Source organism: Paracoccus jiaweipingae (assembly GCF_044335505.1).
GTDB lineage: Bacteria > Pseudomonadota > Alphaproteobacteria > Rhodobacterales > Rhodobacteraceae > Paracoccus.
The window spans coordinates 28,028-46,075 of the sequence record NZ_JBISBS010000004.1; the positions used below are offsets into that span (position 1 = coordinate 28,028).

Here is an 18,048-nt window from a genome sequence, read left to right on the forward strand (position 1 = left end):
TCAGCCCTCCGGGTAAATGCAATCTTTCAGGCGGGTCAGGGCCGCCTCGGTTTCGTCAGCCGGGGCGACCAGCGCCACCCGGATATAGTTTTCGCCGGGGTTCACCCCGTCCACATTGCGCGACAGGTAAGCACCGGGCAGCACCTGAATGCCGGTCTGCGCCCACAGCGTGCGGGCCGCGTCCTCGCCGGTGCCAATGGCGGGGGGGACGGGCAGCCACAGGAAAAACCCCGCTTCGGGCGGCTGATACCCGGCCACATTTCCAAAGATCCGGTCGGCAATCGCGTATTTTTCAGCATACAGCGCGCGGTTGGCGATGACGTGATCCTCGTCCGACCAGGCGCGTTCGCTGACGCGCTGGTTCGGCAAGGGCAGCGGCGCCCCGGAATAGCTGCGCAACTGGCGCAGACGGGCAATCGCGTCGGCCCCGCCAGCGGCAAAGCCGGACCGCAGCCCCGGCAGGTTCGACCGTTTCGACAGCGAATTGAACATCACCACCCGGTCAGCCAGCCCCATGCGATGGGCCACGGCCAGCGCACCGGGGGGCGGGGTGTCGCGATAGATCTCGGAATAGCATTCATCGGCAAAGATCAGGAAATCATGCCGGTCCGCCAGCGCGATCAGCCGTTCCAGATACGCCGCATCCGCAACGCTGCCCTGCGGGTTCGCGGGCGAGCAGACATAGGCAATCGCCGTGCGGTCCAGCGTATCGGCATCCAGCGCGCCGAAATCGGGCAGATGGCCGTTTCCGGCGGTGGCCGACACGAAAACCGGCTGCGCGCCGACCGCCGCCGCCGCAACGGCATAGACCTGATAAAACGGGTTCGGGATCAGCACCACCGGCTGGCCCCCCGCCCTGGTTTCAGGGCACAGCGCGATAGCGGCGTTGAACAGCCCCTCGCGCGTGCCGTTCAGCGCGGTGATCTGCGCGGGCGGCACGGTGATGCCGTGACGGCGCGAAATCCAGCCGCTGATGGCGTCCAGAAGTTCCGGCGTGCCTTCGTTCGGGGGGTATTTCGCCAGTTCGGCCACGCTGTCGGCCATGACGCCCGCCACCCAGTCGGGAAAGGCATGACGGGGTTCCCCGATGGTCAGACGGACCAGCGGGCCGCCGGGTCTGATACCCGACAGCAGCGCCCGCAGGCGCGGAAACGCATATTCCGGCAGGTTTGAAAACCGCTCGGGGGGTGCCATGGCTGCCTCGCTTTCGGGGTCTTTTGCCCCGCTTTTTCTGGCAAGATAGCCAAATGGCGGCGCTGCGTCCAGCACGCAGCCGTGATCGCGGGCGATTTTCGCGGCGCGGGGCTGGCGGGTGGTGCAGGTCGGGGGTGGCCGGGTGCGGCGGCAGCGGCGGTGTCAGCCGCGCAACGCGGCCTCGACCCCGGCGGCGACGCGCAGCAAGGCCCGGTCGCCCCCCGCCGCGCCAAGCGCCATCAGCCCGCAGGCCGGGTGCCCGGTGGGAATGGTGATCGCGGGCAGCCCCAGCACATTGCCGATGCGGGTATTGCGCAGGGTCAAAAGGTTTTCGGCGGTGAAAAATTCCGGGTCGTCGACCAGCCGCTGCGCATCGGGCGGCAGGATCGGCGCGGTCGGCAGGATCACGGCATCGACCCCGGCCACCGCATCGGCCCAATCGGCGCGGGCGCGGTCAAGGTCATGCCAGCGCGCGACGTAATCCGCCGCCGACATCTGCGCCCCGCCCCGGAACCGGGTCAGAATCGGCGGATACATCAGATCGGGCGCGTCCTCGATCTGGTCGCGCCACTCGGCATAGGCTTCGGGGGCGAAAAGCGGGCTGCCGACATCCATCGCCCGCGCCGCGGCCTGGGGGGCGGCATGGGTGATGACCGCCCCGGCCCGCGCCAGCCGCGCCACCGCGTCCCCGAACGCCGCGACCGGGGCCGTGCGCGCCTGATCGAAGGGCACGCCGTCCAGCACCATCAGCCGCAGGCCGCGCGGTGCCGCCCCCTCCAGATCGACCACCCGGCCCCCGGTCAGCGCGGCAAACAGCAGGGCACAGTCCTGAACCGTGCGCGCCAGCGGGCCGGCCACGTCAAAGCGCCGGCACAGCGGCACCACCCCGGCCGGGGGCACCGCCCCCTGCGTGGGCTTGAACCCCACCAGCCCGTTCCACGCCGCCGGCACCCGGATCGAGCCGCCGGTGTCAGACCCCACCGCCGCCGCCGCCAGACCCAGCGCCACCGACACCGCGGCCCCCGATGACGACCCCCCCGGCGCCAGCGCGGGGTCCAGCGCATTGGGCGGGGTCGCGGTCATCGGGTTGATGCCAAGCCCGGAAAAGGCCAGTTCGGTCATATGCGTCTTGCCAAGCGCGACCAGCCCCTGCCCGCCCGCATTCACCACGATATCGGCATCGCGCGGCGGCTTGCGCCCGGCCAGCAGGCGGCTGCCCACCTGCGTGACCTGCCCGGCCATGTCGATATTGTCTTTCCAGCTGATCGCCACGCCATCCAGCAGGCTGCGGCGCAGGCCCGCGCGGGCGCGGTCATGCGCGGCCATCGCCTGACCCCGCGCCATTTCGGGCGTGACGCAGGCATAGATGCGGTCGGCATAGGGGTGGCGGTCAATCGCGGCCAGATACCCCTCGGCCAGATCCACGGGCGAGACCAGCCCCGCCATGATCGCCTGCCCCTGTTCCGCCGCGCCTGCCGTCAGCCAGTCCATCGCCACCCCCCGTTGATATGCGGCGCAAGGCTAACCCGGCCTGCCCCGCACGACAAGCAGGCGCGACAAGCGCGCGGGGCCGCGATGCCGCATGGACTTTCGCCCCGGCACGCGCCAGATTGCCGGCATGGAACGTGACTTTGACATTATCATCGCGGGCGGTGGCCTGAATGGCCCGGCACTGGCGCTGGCCTGCGCGCAGGCCGGGCTGTCGGTGGCCGTGATCGACGCCCGACCCGCCGACACCCGCGCCGGTGACGCCTTCGATGGCCGCGCCTATGCGTTGGCGCTGGCCTCGCAGCGGTTGCTGGCGGCGCTGGGGCTGTGGCGCGATCTGGCCCCCCATGCGCAGGAAATCCGTCAGGTGCGCGCCGTGGACGGTCACGCCGGTCAGGGCGCCGGTCCCTTCGGCCTGCATTTCGACGGCGCCGAGATCGAGGAAGGCCGCGTCGGCTATATGCTTGAGGACCGGTTCCTGTATCGCGCCCTGCTGGCGGCGATGGCAGGTAAGGTCACGCATATTCCCGCCACATCAGTGACCGGGCAACAGGTCGGTCCCGGCGGCGTCACCATCACCCTGTCAGACGGTCACAGCCTGTCTGCGGCGCTGCTGGTCGGCGCGGATGGGCGCAAATCGGGCGTGGCCGAACGCGCGGGCATCCGCCGCAGCGGGCATGATTACGGCCAGACCGCCGTTGTCGCCGCCATCGACCACGAAAAGCCCCATGACGCGACGGCGTGGCAATTCTTTATGCCGACCGGGCCGCTGGCGATTTTGCCGCTGCCGGGCAATCGCAGTTCCATCGTCTGGTCACAGCCCCACGATCAGGCGCAATACGCGCTGTCGCTGGGGGATGACGATTTTCTGGCCCTGCTGCGCCCGCGATTTGGTGATTTTCTGGGCCAGATCCGGCTGGCCGGGCCGCGCTTTTCCTATCCGCTGAATCTGACGCTGGCCAATGATTATGTGGCCGACCGGGTGGCGCTGATCGGGGATGCCGCGCATGGCGTTCACCCGATTGCCGGACAGGGGCTGAACCTTGGGCTGCGCGACGTGGCGGCGCTGGCGGAATGCGTGATCGACGCCCATCGCCGGGGCGAAGACATCGGCCATGCGGTCACGCTGAACCGTTACCAGGGCTGGCGGCGGTTCGATTCCACCTTGCTGGCGCTGGGGATGGATGGCGTGAACACGCTGTTTTCCAACGATAACCCGCTGCTTCGCGCGGCGCGGGGGCTGGGGATGGGGCTGGTTGACGCGCTGCCCGGCCTGCGCCGCCGCTTTATGCGGCAGGCGGCGGGGCTGACGATGGACCCGATGCCGAAACTGCTGACCGGGCGGGCACCCTGACACCCGCTTTGACGCCGCGCCCGTCCCGCGCGCCCCGTCAAGCGCACCAGCCCGCGCCCTGATGGTCACAAGGCCGGATCTGCGCCCCAGGGCGGGCGGGGCGCCACGGCATTGCCGCAATGGCTGTCGGCCCGCGCAGTGTGATGCTGACACCGCCGCCGCTGATGCGCTGACGGACACGGGCGGGGCTTGCAGCGCGACACGGGCGGTGCGCCACGGCCCGTGCCGGGTCAGTCGGCCTTGATCTGGCGGGCCTCGTCCACCAGCATGATCGGGATGCCTTCGCGGATGGGAAAGGCCAGCCCCGCCGCCTGTGACACCAGTTCCTGACGCGCGGCGTCATAGCGCAGCGTGGTATGCGTCACCGGGCAGACCAGCGCCTCAAGCATGTGGCGGTCAAACGCCGGGGTGGGGGTGTCGGTCATTGCACGGTCTCCTCGCCATCGCTGCTTAGCAGCGCGTATTCCATCAGCCCATCCAGCACCTTGCGACGGTCGGTCAGGGTCGGGGCCTGCAACAGCGCCTGTTTTTCCTCGGGGTCAAGGGGCAAAAGCTGGGACAGCGCGTTGATCAGCACCTCGTCCGCGGCCTCTTCCAGCGCGTTCCAGTCTGTCGACAGCTCGCGCAGGGCCATGAACCGCGACAGCCGCGCGACAAAGGATTTGCGGTCAAAACCGGGGTCTGTTTCCTCGGGGCCTTCGTCGCGGGCGAAACCGGCCCAGTCGACCTGACCGCGCAGATAGGGGGTAAAGCCCTCTTGCGCCGAGACCAGCCGAAACCGCGACACCGCCCGCAGCTGGATCATCATGCGGCCGTCATCCTCTTCGGAAAAGCCGATGATGCGGCCCGCCGTGCCGATGCCGGACAACCCCTCGCCCATCGGCTGGATCATCCCGATCAGCCGGTGCGGCGTTTTCAGCACATCCTCGACCATATGCAGGTAACGCGGTTCGAAAATATGCAGCGGCAAACGCCCGCGCGGCAACAGCACCGCGCCGGGCAGCGGGAACAGCGCCAGCGCCTCGGGCAGGTCGAAGCCGCGCTTTTTCAGCCCCGCCATGGTCACGAAAAGATCAGCGAGGACAACCGGCGGCGGCCCTTTTGCTGGATCGGATCGGTCGGTTTCATGGCGTCGAAAATGGTCAGAAGCCGGGTCTTGAAGGCCGCGTCGTTCCAGTCGCGGTCGCGGCGGAACCCTTCCAGCAACTGGTCAACGGCACCCTGCACATCGCCGCTGGCATGAAGCGCCTGCGCCAGATCCAGCCGCGCCTGATGGTCAGCAGGGTCGGCCTGAACCTGCGCCTGCAAATCGTCCAGCGGGCCGGCGCTGGCTGCCTGACGCGCCAGTTCCAGCTGTGCGCGGGCGGCCTCGACCGGGCCGGCGGTGGCGATGGCGGCGGGAATGTCGTTCAAGGCCTGTTCCGCCTGATCGGCCTGTCCGGCGGCCAGACGGGCGCGGATCAGCCCGCCCCATGCGGCGGGGTTTTCCGGTTCTTCCCCGATGATCGCGGCAAAGGTTTCGGCGGCGTCGCCAGCGGCGCCTTCGTCCAGCATCTGTTCGGCGGCCTCAAGCGCGGCGCCAAGCCCGCCATCATCGCCGCCCATCTGAACCAGCTTTTCCACGAAAGCCTTGATGTCGGACGGCGCGATCGCACCCTGGAACGCATCGACCGGCTGACCCTGATAAAAGGCATAAACGGTGGGGATCGACTGAACCCGCAACTGGCCCGCAATCATCTGGTTTTCATCGACATTGACCTTGGCCATGGCGACCTTGCCCTTGGCGCGCGTGACCTCGGCCTCAAGCGCGGGGCCAAGCGTCTTGCACGGCCCGCACCACGGCGCCCAGAAATCGACAATGACCGGACGCTGCATCGAGGCCTCGATCACCTCGGCCATGAAATCGGCCTCGGTCACGTCCTTGATATAGTCGGCAGGCTGCGGCTGGCTGGCGGCTTTGTCGGTCAGAAGCATGGGATCAATCCTTGGGTCCAGTATCGGCTTGCCCCCCATATAGGAACGCCACGCCCCCCTCGCCAAGAGGTCATGAAACCGGCCGTTTTCCGGCGCGCGCCGCGACGGCACAACCGCTGGCTTGGGTTTCACACATTTTCGTGTTATAAATAGGTCACATTATGTTACCTATTCACAACTACGGAGAGACAGTCTTGAGCATCTCACCCGATACCGAAACCCACGGGCCGCGCAGCCTGCCGCCGCTGTGGCTGGCGCTGCTGCCGGTGGTTCTGACGCTGGGTCTGCTGGCGCTTCAGCTGTTTTATTACGACGATTTCACGCCCCATATCCCGCTGATCCTGGGGCTTGCCATCACCTCGATGCTGGGGTGGATGCGGGGCCAAAGCTGGTTCGACATCCGCGAAGGCATTTTTCACGTCATCCACGTCTCTATGCCGTCGCTGTCGGTGCTGATCGTGGTCGGCATGATCATCGGCGTCTGGATCGCATCGGGCACCGTGCCGACGCTGATCTATTACGGGCTGACGCTGCTGAACCCGTCGATCTTTCTGGCTGCGGCCATGATCCTGTGTTCTGTCGTGTCGGTCAGCCTTGGCACCAGCTGGGGCACGGTCGGCACCGTCGGGCTGGCGCTGATGGGTATCGGCGCGGGGTTCGGCGTGCCGATGGCGTGGACTGCTGGCGCGGTCGTGTCGGGGTCGTTCTTTGGTGACAAGATCTCGCCCTTGTCGGACACCACCAATCTGGCGCCGGCGGTGACCGGCACCAATGTGTTCGACCACATCAAGAACATGATGCCGACCACCGTGCCGGCCATGCTGATCGCGTTGGTGATCTATCTGGTGGCGGGTTACGCCTTTATCGAACCGGCGGGCGCGACCTTTGAAAACATCACCAAAATCACCACCGAATTGCAGGCCGATTTCAGCCTTGGCTTCATCCCACTGATCCCGGCGCTGGTGGTGATCGTGCTGGCGGTGATGCGTCAGCCGCCGCTGCCGTCGCTGTTGCTGGGGGTGCTGGTCGGTGGCGTGGTCGCGATCTTTTATCAGGGTGCCGGGCTGCATGACGTGTTCACCTATGCCCAAAGCGGCTACAAGATCGAAACCGGGATCGCCGATATCGACACGCTGCTGAACAAGGGCGGCATCCAGTCGATGATGTGGACCATTTCGCTGATGCTGATCGCGCTTGGCTTTGGCGGGGCGCTGGAACGCACCGGCTGCCTTGAGGCGATCATTCACGCCATCGTGGCGCGGGTGAAATCCTTTGGCGCGGTCCAGACCTCGGCCATTGCCACCAGCTTTGCCACCAATGTGGTCGCGGGCGATCCCTATATCTCGATCGCGCTGCCGGGGCGGATGTTCAGCCCGTTGTATCGCGGCATGGGCTATTCCACGCTGAACCTGTCGCGCGCCGTGGAAGAGGGCGGCACCCTGATGTCGCCGCTGATTCCGTGGAACGCGGGCGGTGCCTTTGTGATCTCGGCGCTGGGTCTGGGTATCATGGATGGCGAATTGCAGAACCTGATGTATATCCCGCTGGCCTTTGCCTGCTGGCTGTCGCCGCTGATCGGCATTTTCTATGCCATCACCGGCCTGTTCTCGCCGCGGGCGACCGATGCCGAACGCGCCGAATGGGACCGTCAGGACGAACATGTGATGGACCTTGGCGATCACCATCTGGCCGATGAAAAACTGGTCGAAGAGGTGATGGCCCACCAGCCGCCGCATTGACGACAACACCCCTGAACGCAAAAGGGCGGGCCGCGGTGGTCCGCCCTTTTCTGATGGCCCCACCCGCGGTCAGTCCGTGACAGGGTATTTGGACAACGAAGAAGCCCGGCCCCCACCTCGCGCCTGTTCCAAATACCTCGGGGTGAGGGCCGCAGGCCCGAGGGGCAGCGCCCCTTTCCGCGCCTCAGGTTTTCAGGTCGAAACTGGCAAAGACGGGCGCATGGTCCGAGGGTTGTTCCCAGCCCCGCACCGGGCGCAGGATGCGGCTGGCATGGCCGGCACTGGCGATGTCAGGCGTGGCCCAGATGTGATCCAGCCGCCGCCCCTTATCGGCGGCATCCCAGTCGCGCGCGCGATAGGACCACCAGCTGTAAAGCTGACCGTCGGGGATGTCCTTGCGGGTAATGTCGACCCAGTTGGCCGAATCCTGAACCTGGGCCAGATGCTCGACCTCGACCGGGGTGTGGCTGACCACCTTCAGCAGTTGCTTGTGCGACCAGACGTCATCCTCGCGCGGGGCGATGTTGAAATCGCCAACGATGATGGTCTTTTCCGGGCGTTCCACGTGAAACACGTCGCGCATCTCGGTCAGGAAATCCAGCTTTTGGCCGAATTTGAGGTTTTGTTCGCGGTCGGGAATATCGCCGCCGGCGGGGATATAGAAATTGTGGATACGCACCCCGTTTTCCAGTTCAGCCACGACATGGCGGGCATGGCCCAGACCGGCATAATCGCGCTCGCCCGCATCACGCAGCGGCAGGCGCGACAGGATCGCGACGCCGTTATAGCCCTTTTGCCCCCGCGCGACCATGTGGGTATATCCCAGCGCGCGAAACGCCTCGACCGGGATCTTGTCCACCGGCGATTTGCATTCCTGCAAGCACAGGATGTCGGGTGCCTCTTCGGTCATCAGTCGCGAGACCAGCGCCTGCCGCAAACGGACCGAGTTGATATTCCATGTCGCCAGCGTGAACATCGCGGCCTCCTTCTTTCCGGTTGCCCTGACATAGCGGCGCGGCGGGCAAGAAAAAACCCCGGCTTGCGCCGGGGCCAGTCGAGACAGGGAGGGATGTGGCCGCATCCACCGGCCACTGGGTTTCGGGGTCACAACCCCGCCGCCGCGAATCCGGTTCCCGGCGGTGGGATTTTTTTCAGACCACCAGCCGGTAACCGCCCGATTCCGTCACCAGCAGGCGGGCATTACCGGGATCGGGTTCGATCTTCTGGCGCAGGCGATAGATATGGGTTTCCAGCGTATGGGTGGTGACCCCGGCGTTATAGCCCCAGACCTCGTGCAGCAGGGTGTCGCGCGGCACCACGCCATCCTGCGCCCGATACAGGAATTTCAGGATATTGGTTTCCTTTTCGGTCAGACGGATCTTGCGGTCCTTTGCGTCGACCAGCATCTTCATCGACGGCTTGAACGTATACGGTCCCAGCTGGAAGATCGCGTCCTCGGACTGTTCATGGGTGCGCAGCTGCGCACGCAGCCGGGCCAGCAGAACAGGGAATTTGAACGGCTTGGTGATATAGTCATTGGCACCGCTGTCCAGACCCAGAATGGTGTCGGCATCGGTGTCATGGCCGGTCAGCATGACGATGGGGCATTTCACGCCCTGCTTGCGCAGCCGCTTGCACAATTCGCGGCCATCCGTGTCGGGCAGGCCCACATCCAGCACCACCAGATCATAGATCTGGCCCTTGGCCTTTTCCACCGCCTCGGCGCCCGATCCGGCCTCGAATACGTCGAAATCCTCGGTCGCGACCAGTTGCTCGGCCAGCGCCTCGCGCAGGTCCTCTTCGTCATCGACCAGAAGGATCTTTTTCAAACCTGCCATGACTTGCCTCCGTCAGTTGTTTGACGGCAAGGTGATCATCCAACCGCCGCGCGGCAAGCGCAGATGGCGAAACTGAAAGATTTCTCACGCGAAGGTGTGAAAAAGGGGCTTTATGTTTCAGTTTGTTACACGGGGCACCCGCCCATGATGGGGCTGATTCCCACCCTGACCGAACAGATCGCGCGCGCGCGTGCCGATCTGCGCATCGGCCTGCCGGTGCGGATCACCACGCCGCAAGGCGCGTGGCTGGCCGCCGCGGTCGAGACCCTGACCCCTGATCGCCTGACCGCGCTGATGGCGCTGGGACCGGCCGAACTGGCGCTGACCGATCGCCGGGCGCAGACGCTGAAAACCGCCGCTTATGACGGCGATTTGCTGCGCATCGCGGCGCGGGCCGATCTGGACTGGCTGCGCGGGCTGGCCGATCCGGCGCTGGATCTGGACTATCCGCTGAAAACCCCGCTGCATCCGCTGCGCGCGGGCGACCCGACCGCCGCGCGCACCGCACTGGCGCTGGCGAAATCGGCACAGCTGCTGCCTGCGGTCCTGCTGGTGGCGGCGCCCGACATGCCGGGCCTGACCAGCATCCCCGCCAGCGCCACGCTGACGGAACTGACCCGTGCCGCCGCGTTCATGCCGGTGGCCGCCGCCAACCTGCCCATCTCCGCGTCCGAGGTCACCCGCCTGCATGTCTATCGCCCTGACGATGGCGGCACCGAACATTACGCGATCGAGGTCGGCACCCCCGACCCGGACCACCCGGTGCTGACGCGGCTGCATTCGGCCTGCTTCACCGGCGACGTTCTGGGCAGCCTGAAATGCGATTGCGGCCCCCAGCTGCACGCCGCGCTGGACACCATGGCCAAGGCTGGTGGCGGGGTGTTGCTGTATCTGAATCAGGAAGGGCGCGGTATTGGGCTGGCCAACAAGATGCGCGCTTATTCCCTGCAAAATCAGGGATTTGACACGGTCGAGGCCAATCACCGGCTGGGGTTTCAGGATGACGAGCGTGATTTCCGCATCGGCGCGGCGCTGTTGCGGCGGCTGGGAATTGGCACGGTGCGGCTGTTGACCAACAACCCGCGCAAGATCGACATGCTGCGCGATCATGGCATCAATGTGACGGAACGGGTGCCGCTGATCGTCGACCGCAACAAGTTCAACGCCGCTTATCTGGCGACCAAGGCGGCGAAATCGGGCCATCTGCTGTGACCCGCGACGATATGGTGCTGACGCCGCGCGGCATCCGCTTTCGCGGGCGTGTGCTGCCCTGCGTGATCGGTCGCGGCGGCATCACACGCCACAAGGCCGAGGGCGACGGCGCCACCCCCGCAGGCACGCATCGCATCACCGGCACCCTGTATCGCGCCGACCGGCTGCCGCGTCCGGCGGCCTGGGCCAGGGCGATCGGCCCGTCCGACCTGTGGTGCGATGCGCCCGACCACCCGGCCTATAACCGCGCCACCCGGCGTCCGCTTGACGCCAGCCATGAGCGCCTGCACCGTGGCGATCCGCTGTATGACATCGTCCTGCTGACCGATTGGAACATCCCGGCCCGTCCGGGAAAGGGGTCTGCGATCTTTCTGCATCAATGGCGGCGGCGCGACTGGCCGACGGCGGGCTGCATCGCGTTTTCGCGGCGCAACCTGATCTGGCTGGCCCGCCATGCCCGCCCCGGCACAAGGCTGATCGTGCCCGCATCGCTGCCCCGATATGCCGGCACCCGGATCAGGGGTGATGCCACGTCTCAGGTATAGTCGCGGGCGCCGAAAATCGCGCTGCCGACGCGGATATGGGTCGCGCCCTCGGCAATGGCGGTTTCGAAATCGGCGCTCATGCCCATCGACAGGTCGGGCAGGCCGTGATCATGCGCCAGCCCCCGCAACATGCGGAAATGCGGGCGCGGGTCCTGCCCGTCGGGCGGAATGCACATCAGCCCGCGCGGGGCCAGCCCCGAATCGCGCACCTGCCGCAGGAAACCGGACAGGTCATCGGGCAGGATACCGGCCTTTTGCGGCTCGGCCCCGGTATTGACCTGCACGAACAGATCGGGACAGCGCCCCTGCTGGTCGGCCAGCCGCGCCAGTTTCGACACCAACGACGGACGGTCCAGCGTGTGGATGGCATCGAACAGGTCAAAGGCAAGTCTGCCCTTGTTCGATTGCAGCGGCCCGATCATATGAACCCGCACATCCGGGAAACGCAGCCGCCAGTCGGGCCATTTTGCCTGCGTTTCCTGAACATAGTTTTCCCCGAAAACCCGCTGGCCCTGTTCCAGCACCGCCCGCACGCGGTCATGCGGCTGCACCTTGCTGACCGCGATCAGCGTCACCACGCCGGGCGCGCGACCGGCGGCCACAGCGGCGGCGGTCATCCGCGAAATGATATCAGTCAGTCCCATATCCGCACCGTTCCAAAAGAAAAGAGCGGGCGCAAGGCCCGCTCTTCCAGTCCAGACTGATCGTCAGATCAGAATTTGAACTTGATACCGAAGTCGGCAACGGTGTCGTCCAGATAGTCGGTGTCGACGATGCCGCCGGCCAGGGTCGCGCCGCCACCCAGGTCGTACGAAGCGCCGATGCCGAAGCTGTCGAAGTCTTCGTCGCCTTTCACGTTGGCCGCGGTGACATAGCTGACTTCGTCACGACGCCAGAAGCCCTGGATGCCAACGCCATTGGCCATGTCGTATTTCGCCGACAGACCGAAGGTGCGGTCCAGTTCGACCGACGACAGAACCGGGACCAGCGCCGACACGTTGTAAGCGCGATCGCTGTAGTCGGCGTAGATGGCTTTCACGCTGACTTCGTTGAAGGTGGCTTCGCCGCCCAGAACGATTTCTTCAGCGTCGCCGTGCTTCGAGTAGCCCAGACCGATTTTGTAACCGTTCAGGTCATAGTTGGCGGCCAGCGACCAGGCCATGTCGGTTTTGTCGTCGGCAACGCGGTTGCAGCCCAGGGTGCCGGTGACGCCGTCAGTGCAGACAGCAGCCGAACCGTCGCTCATCGAGGCATACAGGTTGAAGCCGTTGATGCTGTACGAATACAGGGCGTTCGGGCCTTGGTCGGTGTTTTCACCGTCGGCGGTCAGATAGAAGATCTCTTCCACGTCGCCGGCGAAGGTGGTGTCGGTGTAGCCGACCGAATACAGGTCACCGATGGCTTCTTCAGCAGCCGAGGCGACGTCGCCCATGGCCAGCTTGCCGTAGGTGCCCGAGATCCAGACGTGGCCAGCGGTGCCTTTTTTGGCGTCGCCAGCGTTGTCGGCGCGGAATTCGCCGCCGAAGGACAGGCCCGAATCGGTTTCACCGGTCAGGGTGAATTTCACGCGGGCGCGGCTGCTGAACTGCATGTCTTCGCCGTCATAGATGAAGCCCATACGGCCATCACCCGAAACAGCAACTTCAGCGGAAGCGAAGCCGGCGGCCAGGACCAGTGCGCTGGTCGCGAACAGAACCTTTTTCATGTCGTGTTCCCTCATGTCTCTCTGGTTTGCCCAACCGGCTTTCCGGCTTGGGTATAGGGCATATCTCACGTTTCCGTGGGTGCATTGCAACGAAAAGCGGTTCCCTGTGGTCAATCTGGACCGACCATGATGCAATCAGGTCACACCCCTGTTTCCGACCGGTTTTTCGCCCTGCCCTGCAAAGCCGGGGGCGATTTGACAGAAATACTTGTCGTTTGGGGGGCTTCCGGGCTATCTCTGGCGCAACTGGACAAATCCTTGGGGAAAGTTTCGATGACCCGACGCGCCGCCCGCCTGACCCTTGCCCTTGCGCTGACCGGCGCCCTGGCCGCCTGCGGCGGCTTTGGTTCGGGCGCGAAACCTGCCCAGCCCAAGCCCGAAAAGCGCGAATCGACGCTTTGGGACCTGTTCCAGAACCGCAACCCCAGCGAAACCGTCGCGGTGAACAAATATATCTGGAACGCCAGTCTGGACGTGCTGAACTTTCTGCCGGTTCAGACGGTGGACCCGTTCACCGGCGTCATCGTGACCGGTTATGGCACGCCGCCGGGCGGGGGCCGCGCCTATCGCGCCACCATCCGCGTGACCGACCCGGCGCTGGATGCGCGGTCGCTGCAACTGTCGCTTGAGGGCGCCGGCGGCAGCAAGGTCGCCCCCGGCACCGTCCGCGCGGTCGAGGACGCGATCCTGACCCGCGCCCGCCAGTTGCGCGTTCAGGACGGCCGTCTGTAACCAGCCCCGCGACCGCGCGTCATGGCGCGGCGCCTGCGGCCTTTCGGCAGCCCCCCGCTGGACCCCGCCCGCGCGGGCGGTTAGATGCATCCAGAACGTCCCGTATGCAGAAAGGCCGCCGCATGTCCTATGACCCCGCCCACAGCGAATCGCGCTGGCAACAGGAATGGGACACGCGCGGCAGCTTCCGCGCCATTCGTGACGAGCGCCCGAAATATTACGTGCTTGAGATGTTCCCCTATCCCTCGGGGCGCATCCATATGGGGCATGTGCGCAACTATACCATGGGCGACGTGGTGGCGCGGTTCAAGCGCGCGCAGGGCTATTCCGTGCTGCACCCGATGGGCTGGGACGCTTTCGGGATGCCGGCGGAAAACGCCGCGATGGAAAATGGCGGCCATCCGCGCGACTGGACCTATGCCAATATCGCCACCATGCGCGACCAGCTGAAACCGCTTGGCCTGTCGATCGACTGGTCGCGCGAATTCGCCACCTGCGACGACGACTATGTCGCCCAGCAGCAGGCATTGTTTCTGGACATGCTGGAGGCCGGGCTGATCTATCGCAAATCTGCGATGGTGAACTGGGACCCGGTCGACATGACCGTGCTGGCCAATGAACAGGTGATCGACGGCAAGGGCTGGCGGTCCGGCGCCCCGGTTGAACGCAAGGAACTGACCCAGTGGTTTTTCCGCATCAGCGATTATGCCGACGACTTGCTGACCGCGCTGGACGGGCTGAAGGGCTGGCCGGAAAAGGTGCGGCTGATGCAGGCCAACTGGATCGGCAAATCGCGCGGGTTGCAGTTCCGCTTTGACACGGTGAACGCCCCGGCGGGCTTTGACCAGATCGAGGTCTATACCACCCGCCCCGACACGTTGATGGGGGCCAGCTTTGTCGCCATCAGCCCCGACCACCCGCTGGCCAAGGAACTGGCCCACGGCAACCCCGCCCTGGCCGCCTTTGCCGAGGAATGCCGCAAAGGCGGCACCACCGCCGAAGCGATCGAAACCGCCGAAAAGCTGGGGCTGGACACCGGCCTGACCGTGCGCCATCCGCTGGACCCGAACTGGCAACTGCCGGTCTGGGTCGCCAATTTCGTGCTGATGGATTACGGCACCGGCGCCCTGTTCGGCAGCCCGGCCCATGACCAGCGCGACCACGATTTCGCCCGCAAATACGGCCTGCCCATCCGCGCCACCTTTGGCCAGCCGGGCATGGATCAGGCCGCCGCCGATGCGCTGGTGGCCGATGCGCCCTTCGTGCCGGCGAAATCGGAAACCGTCACCTATGTCCGCGGCTTTGCCGGTGACAGCGACCAGAACGGCGACGCCGCTGTCGATGCCGCCATCGCGGTGGCCGAACAGCAGGGCTGGGGCAAGGGCGAAACCAAGTTCCGCCTGCGCGACTGGGGCATCTCGCGCCAGCGCTATTGGGGCTGCCCGATCCCGGTGGTGCATTGCGACAGCTGCGGCACCATCCCCGAGGCCAAGGAAAACCTGCCCGTCCTGCTGCCGCGCGATGTCAGCTTTGACACGCCGGGCAACCCGCTGGACCGGCATAACGCATGGCGTCAGGTGCCCTGCCCGAAATGCGGCAAGGCGGCAAGGCGTGAAACCGACACGATGGACACATTCGTCGATTCGTCTTGGTATTACGCCCGCTTCACCAGCCCCCACGCCGACACGCCCACCAACCGCGCCGATGCCGATTACTGGATGAATGTCGACCAGTATATCGGCGGCATCGAACACGCGATCCTGCACCTGCTGTATTCGCGCTTCTTCGCCCGCGCGATGGCGAAAACCGGCCACCTGCCCGACAGCGCGATTGAACCATTCAACGCGCTGTTCACGCAGGGCATGGTCACGCACGAAATTTACTCTGACAGACCGCAGGGCGAGCCTATTTTCGGGACCGGGAAGGAAGCAGATATAGAGTTGGAAAGGACCGTTTGGCGTCCCAAGTTCTATCTGCCTGAAGAAGTTGAGTTGAGGGAAGGTAAGGCTTTTCGCAAGTCAGACGGTGTCGAGCTTGACATCATTCCCTCGGCCAAGATGTCGAAATCCAAGAAAAACGTCGTTGACCCGGTCAATATCGTGCAATCCTTCGGCGCCGATACCGCGCGCTGGTTCATGCTGTCCGACAGCCCGCCCGAACGCGACGTGGAATGGACCGCTGCCGGGGCCGAAGCCGCGTTCAAATTCCTGTCCCGCGTCTGGCGCCTCGCGGCCGAGGACAAGCCGCAGGCCGGCGACCCCGACCTGACCCGCGCCGCGCATCGCGCCATTGCCGATGTCACCGCCGCGATCGAGGGCTTTGCCTTCAACAAGGCCGTCGCCAAGCTGTATGAACTGGCCAACACCATCGCCAAATCCCCCGCCGGGGGCGAGCCCCGCCACGCGGCGCTGCGTATTCTGGCGCAACTGATGGCCCCGATGGTCCCGCATCTGGCCGAAGACATCTGGCAGAAATGCGGCGGTCAGGGCCTTGTGGTCGACGCCCCTTGGCCACAGGCCGACCCGGCGCTGCTGCAAGATGACAGCGTCACCCTGCCGATCCAGATCAACGGCAAACGCCGCGCCGAAATCACCGTCCCCAAGGATATGCCCAAGGACGAGATCGAAAAACTGGTGCTGGCCGATGAAACCGTGCAACGCTTCCTGGAAGGCGCCACGCCGAAAAAGCTGATCGTGGTGCCGGGACGGATCGTCAATGTGGTTGCCTGACCTTCTTCGTTGCCCAAATACCCCCCGCGCGGCATGGCCGCGCCGGGCGGTGCTGGTGGCGGCGCTGGCGGTTGCCGCCTGCGGCTTTACGCCGGTCTATGGGCCACAGGGCGCGGGTCAGGCCATTTTTGGCCAGATCGCCACGCGCGAACCCCGGTCCGCCGATGATTTCGCCTTTGACCGGCGCCTGACCGAACGGCTGGGGACGCTGACCCAGACCGCCTATCAGCTGGATTACACGCTGCGAATCGCCTCGGTCGGGCAGGCCATCACCCCGGACGAGGTCACCACCCGCTATTCCCTGAACGGCACCGCGGCCTTCACCCTGACCGATACCAGCGGCAGCGTGGTCACACAGGGGCAGGTCAGCAGCTTTACCTCCTATTCCGCGACCGGCACCCCGGTGGCGACGGTGGCGGCGGAACGCGATGCACGCAACCGGCTGGCCCGGATGCTGGCCGATCAGGTGGTGACGCGGCTGATGGCGGCGGCACCGACCGGGCCATGAACCTCAAGGGCGCGGAAATCGCCCGCTATCTGGCGCGGCCCGACCCGACCCGCCCGGCGCTGCTGATCTATGGTCAGGACGCCATGCGCGTGGCGCTGAAACGGGCCGAGGCCGTCAAATCCCTGACCGGCGAAAACGCCGAACAGGAAATGCGCCTGACCCGGCTGGCCGGGGCCGATCTGCGCCGCGACGCCGCCGCGCTGATGGATGAAATCAAGGCCACCGGCTTTTTCCCCGGTCCCCGCGTGGTGCTGGTCGAGGATACCCCCGACGCCGCCGCCCCCGCCATCCGCGCCGCACTTGAGGCATGGTCACAGGGCGACGCGGTGATCGTGGTCACGGCGGGCGGGCTGGCCAAATCATCGGCGCTGCGCAAGCTGTTCGAACCCCATGCCCGCGCTGTTGCCGCCCCGATCTATGACGACCCCCCCGGCGAGGAAGAGGTCACCCGCTGGCTGGCCGATGCCGGCCTGCCCGAGGTTCCCCGCCCCGCCATGGCCGACCTGATGTCGCTGTCGCGCGCGCTGGACCCCGGCGATTTCCGCCAGACGGTGGAAAAGATCGCGCTGTATAAATACGGCGATGCCAGCCCGCTGACCGGCGCCGAAATCGCCGCCCTCGCCCCCGCCACGATCGAGGCCGAACTGGACGACCTGATCGCCACCGTGGCCGATGGCGATGCCAAACGCTTTGGCCCGCTGATGCGCCGGATCGAGGCACAGGGAATCGCCCCCGTCACCCTGTGCATCGCCGCGCTGCGCCATTTTCGCGGCCTGCACGCGGCGGCCAGCGACCCCGGCGGCCCGGTCGCGGGGCTTGGGCGGCTGCGCCCGCCGGTCTTTGGCCCGCGCCGCGACCGCATGGCGCGTCAGGCCAGCGCGTGGGGAATGCAACGTCTGGAAGAGGCCATCCAGCATCTGGTCGACACCGACCTGACGCTGCGATCCTCGACCCGCGCGCCGCAGATGGCGCTGGTGGAACGGGCGCTGATCCGGCTGGCCATGATGCCCCGGCGGCGCTGATGGAACGG

Annotated in this window: 17 protein-coding genes; 8 read left to right on the forward strand and 9 right to left on the reverse strand. The window is 65.9% G+C overall.

Going from position 1 to position 18,048, the window contains the following annotated elements; all coding sequences use genetic code 11:
• On the reverse strand, positions 1-1,194 hold the full coding sequence (locus tag ACFXP9_RS08605; RefSeq protein WP_397209128.1) for an aminotransferase class I/II-fold pyridoxal phosphate-dependent enzyme: 1,194 nt from the start codon (positions 1,192-1,194) through the stop codon (positions 1-3).
• A gap of 162 nt (positions 1,195-1,356) precedes the next feature.
• On the reverse strand, positions 1,357-2,685 hold the full coding sequence (locus tag ACFXP9_RS08610; RefSeq protein WP_397209127.1) for an amidase: 1,329 nt from the start codon (positions 2,683-2,685) through the stop codon (positions 1,357-1,359).
• Positions 2,686-2,812: 127 nt separating this feature from the next.
• Between ACFXP9_RS08610 and ACFXP9_RS08615 the strand changes: the two genes are divergently transcribed.
• Positions 2,813-4,036, forward strand: coding sequence for a UbiH/UbiF/VisC/COQ6 family ubiquinone biosynthesis hydroxylase (locus ACFXP9_RS08615; protein ID WP_397209160.1), 1,224 nt, complete (start codon positions 2,813-2,815; stop codon positions 4,034-4,036).
• Between the two features lie 230 nt (positions 4,037-4,266).
• Here the strand turns inward: ACFXP9_RS08615 and ACFXP9_RS08620 are convergent, their stop codons facing one another.
• From ACFXP9_RS08620 to ACFXP9_RS08630, 3 genes are read right to left on the reverse strand one after another with little or no spacing between them, the layout of a single operon-like run.
• Entirely contained in the window at positions 4,267-4,461 is a 195-nt protein-coding gene (locus ACFXP9_RS08620; RefSeq protein ID WP_397209126.1) for a Trm112 family protein, read from the reverse strand.
• A complete protein-coding gene (locus ACFXP9_RS08625; RefSeq protein WP_397209159.1) occupies positions 4,458-5,096 on the reverse strand; it encodes an LON peptidase substrate-binding domain-containing protein in 639 nt (212 codons plus the stop codon). Before ACFXP9_RS08625 ends, ACFXP9_RS08620 begins: the two co-directional genes overlap by 4 nt.
• 2 nt (positions 5,097-5,098) lie before the next feature.
• The gene (locus tag ACFXP9_RS08630) at positions 5,099-6,010 is read right to left on the reverse strand and encodes a tetratricopeptide repeat protein (protein ID WP_397209125.1); all 912 of its coding nucleotides are present in this window, start codon (positions 6,008-6,010) and stop codon (positions 5,099-5,101) included.
• Between the two features lie 194 nt (positions 6,011-6,204).
• Here ACFXP9_RS08630 and nhaC point away from each other — a divergent pair, with 194 nt between their 5' ends.
• Entirely contained in the window at positions 6,205-7,749 is a 1,545-nt protein-coding gene (gene nhaC / locus ACFXP9_RS08635) for a Na+/H+ antiporter NhaC (protein WP_397209124.1), read from the forward strand.
• Between the two features lie 184 nt (positions 7,750-7,933).
• Here nhaC and ACFXP9_RS08640 read toward each other — a convergent pair whose 3' ends face one another.
• Positions 7,934-8,725 carry an exodeoxyribonuclease III gene (locus tag ACFXP9_RS08640; protein ID WP_397209123.1) on the reverse strand — a complete coding sequence of 264 codons (792 nt, stop codon included), beginning with the start codon at positions 8,723-8,725 and terminating at the stop codon, positions 7,934-7,936.
• Positions 8,726-8,900: 175 nt separating this feature from the next.
• Positions 8,901-9,587 (reverse strand): response regulator transcription factor, encoded by a 687-nt coding sequence (locus tag ACFXP9_RS08645; protein ID WP_397209122.1) that lies wholly within the window; start codon positions 9,585-9,587, stop codon positions 8,901-8,903.
• A 147-nt stretch (positions 9,588-9,734) separates the two neighbouring features.
• Here ACFXP9_RS08645 and ribA point away from each other — a divergent pair, with 147 nt between their 5' ends.
• The gene (gene ribA, locus ACFXP9_RS08650; RefSeq protein WP_397209158.1) at positions 9,735-10,799 is read left to right on the forward strand and encodes a GTP cyclohydrolase II; all 1,065 of its coding nucleotides are present in this window, start codon (positions 9,735-9,737) and stop codon (positions 10,797-10,799) included.
• A gap of 11 nt (positions 10,800-10,810) precedes the next feature.
• Positions 10,811-11,344 (forward strand): L,D-transpeptidase family protein, encoded by a 534-nt coding sequence (locus ACFXP9_RS08655; RefSeq protein WP_397209157.1) that lies wholly within the window; start codon positions 10,811-10,813, stop codon positions 11,342-11,344.
• On the opposite strand, the gene ACFXP9_RS08660 is transcribed toward ACFXP9_RS08655, so the two are convergent.
• Positions 11,335-11,988, reverse strand: coding sequence for a YggS family pyridoxal phosphate-dependent enzyme (locus ACFXP9_RS08660; RefSeq protein WP_397209121.1), 654 nt, complete (start codon positions 11,986-11,988; stop codon positions 11,335-11,337). The two genes, ACFXP9_RS08655 and ACFXP9_RS08660, sit on opposite strands and share 10 nt — an antisense overlap.
• 68 nt (positions 11,989-12,056) lie before the next feature.
• Entirely contained in the window at positions 12,057-13,049 is a 993-nt protein-coding gene (locus ACFXP9_RS08665; protein WP_397210157.1) for a porin, read from the reverse strand.
• A 273-nt stretch (positions 13,050-13,322) separates the two neighbouring features.
• On the opposite strand from ACFXP9_RS08665, the gene ACFXP9_RS08670 reads away from it, so the two are divergent.
• The 4 genes from ACFXP9_RS08670 to holA all read left to right on the forward strand — a co-directional run bounded on the left by ACFXP9_RS08670 (position 13,323) and on the right by holA (position 18,040).
• Positions 13,323-13,781, forward strand: coding sequence for a DUF3576 domain-containing protein (locus ACFXP9_RS08670; protein ID WP_397209119.1), 459 nt, complete (start codon positions 13,323-13,325; stop codon positions 13,779-13,781).
• A 122-nt stretch (positions 13,782-13,903) separates the two neighbouring features.
• Complete coding sequence (gene leuS / locus ACFXP9_RS08675; RefSeq protein WP_397209118.1) at positions 13,904-16,510, forward strand: leucine--tRNA ligase; 2,607 nt, start codon at positions 13,904-13,906, stop codon at positions 16,508-16,510.
• Positions 16,497-17,018, forward strand: a complete 522-nt coding sequence (gene lptE / locus ACFXP9_RS08680; protein ID WP_397209117.1) for an LPS assembly lipoprotein LptE — start codon at positions 16,497-16,499, stop codon at positions 17,016-17,018. The genes leuS and lptE overlap by 14 nt, the downstream gene beginning before the upstream one ends.
• Positions 17,015-18,040 (forward strand): DNA polymerase III subunit delta, encoded by a 1,026-nt coding sequence (gene holA / locus ACFXP9_RS08685; protein ID WP_397209115.1) that lies wholly within the window; start codon positions 17,015-17,017, stop codon positions 18,038-18,040. Before lptE ends, holA begins: the two co-directional genes overlap by 4 nt.
• The last annotated feature ends 8 nt before the right edge of the window (positions 18,041-18,048 follow it).

Excerpts from the sequence above, each read along its gene's own strand:
- ACFXP9_RS08605 (WP_397209128.1), bottom strand. The coding sequence starts at position 1,194 with ATGGCACCCCCCGAGCGGTTTTCAAACCTGCCGGAATATGCGTTTCCG.
- ACFXP9_RS08610 (WP_397209127.1), bottom strand. The coding sequence starts at position 2,685 with ATGGACTGGCTGACGGCAGGCGCGGCGGAACAGGGGCAGGCGATCATG.
- ACFXP9_RS08615 (WP_397209160.1), top strand. The coding sequence starts at position 2,813 with ATGGAACGTGACTTTGACATTATCATCGCGGGCGGTGGCCTGAATGGC.
- ACFXP9_RS08620 (WP_397209126.1), bottom strand. The coding sequence starts at position 4,461 with ATGACCGACACCCCCACCCCGGCGTTTGACCGCCACATGCTTGAGGCG.
- ACFXP9_RS08625 (WP_397209159.1), bottom strand. The coding sequence starts at position 5,096 with ATGGCGGGGCTGAAAAAGCGCGGCTTCGACCTGCCCGAGGCGCTGGCG.
- ACFXP9_RS08630 (WP_397209125.1), bottom strand. The coding sequence starts at position 6,010 with ATGCTTCTGACCGACAAAGCCGCCAGCCAGCCGCAGCCTGCCGACTAT.
- ACFXP9_RS08640 (WP_397209123.1), bottom strand. The coding sequence starts at position 8,725 with ATGTTCACGCTGGCGACATGGAATATCAACTCGGTCCGTTTGCGGCAG.
- ACFXP9_RS08645 (WP_397209122.1), bottom strand. The coding sequence starts at position 9,587 with ATGGCAGGTTTGAAAAAGATCCTTCTGGTCGATGACGAAGAGGACCTG.
- ribA (WP_397209158.1), top strand. The coding sequence starts at position 9,735 with ATGGGGCTGATTCCCACCCTGACCGAACAGATCGCGCGCGCGCGTGCC.
- ACFXP9_RS08655 (WP_397209157.1), top strand. The coding sequence starts at position 10,811 with ATGGTGCTGACGCCGCGCGGCATCCGCTTTCGCGGGCGTGTGCTGCCC.
- ACFXP9_RS08660 (WP_397209121.1), bottom strand. The coding sequence starts at position 11,988 with ATGGGACTGACTGATATCATTTCGCGGATGACCGCCGCCGCTGTGGCC.
- ACFXP9_RS08665 (WP_397210157.1), bottom strand. The coding sequence starts at position 13,049 with ATGAAAAAGGTTCTGTTCGCGACCAGCGCACTGGTCCTGGCCGCCGGC.
- ACFXP9_RS08670 (WP_397209119.1), top strand. The coding sequence starts at position 13,323 with ATGACCCGACGCGCCGCCCGCCTGACCCTTGCCCTTGCGCTGACCGGC.
- leuS (WP_397209118.1), top strand. The coding sequence starts at position 13,904 with ATGTCCTATGACCCCGCCCACAGCGAATCGCGCTGGCAACAGGAATGG.
- lptE (WP_397209117.1), top strand. The coding sequence starts at position 16,497 with ATGTGGTTGCCTGACCTTCTTCGTTGCCCAAATACCCCCCGCGCGGCA.
- holA (WP_397209115.1), top strand. The coding sequence starts at position 17,015 with ATGAACCTCAAGGGCGCGGAAATCGCCCGCTATCTGGCGCGGCCCGAC.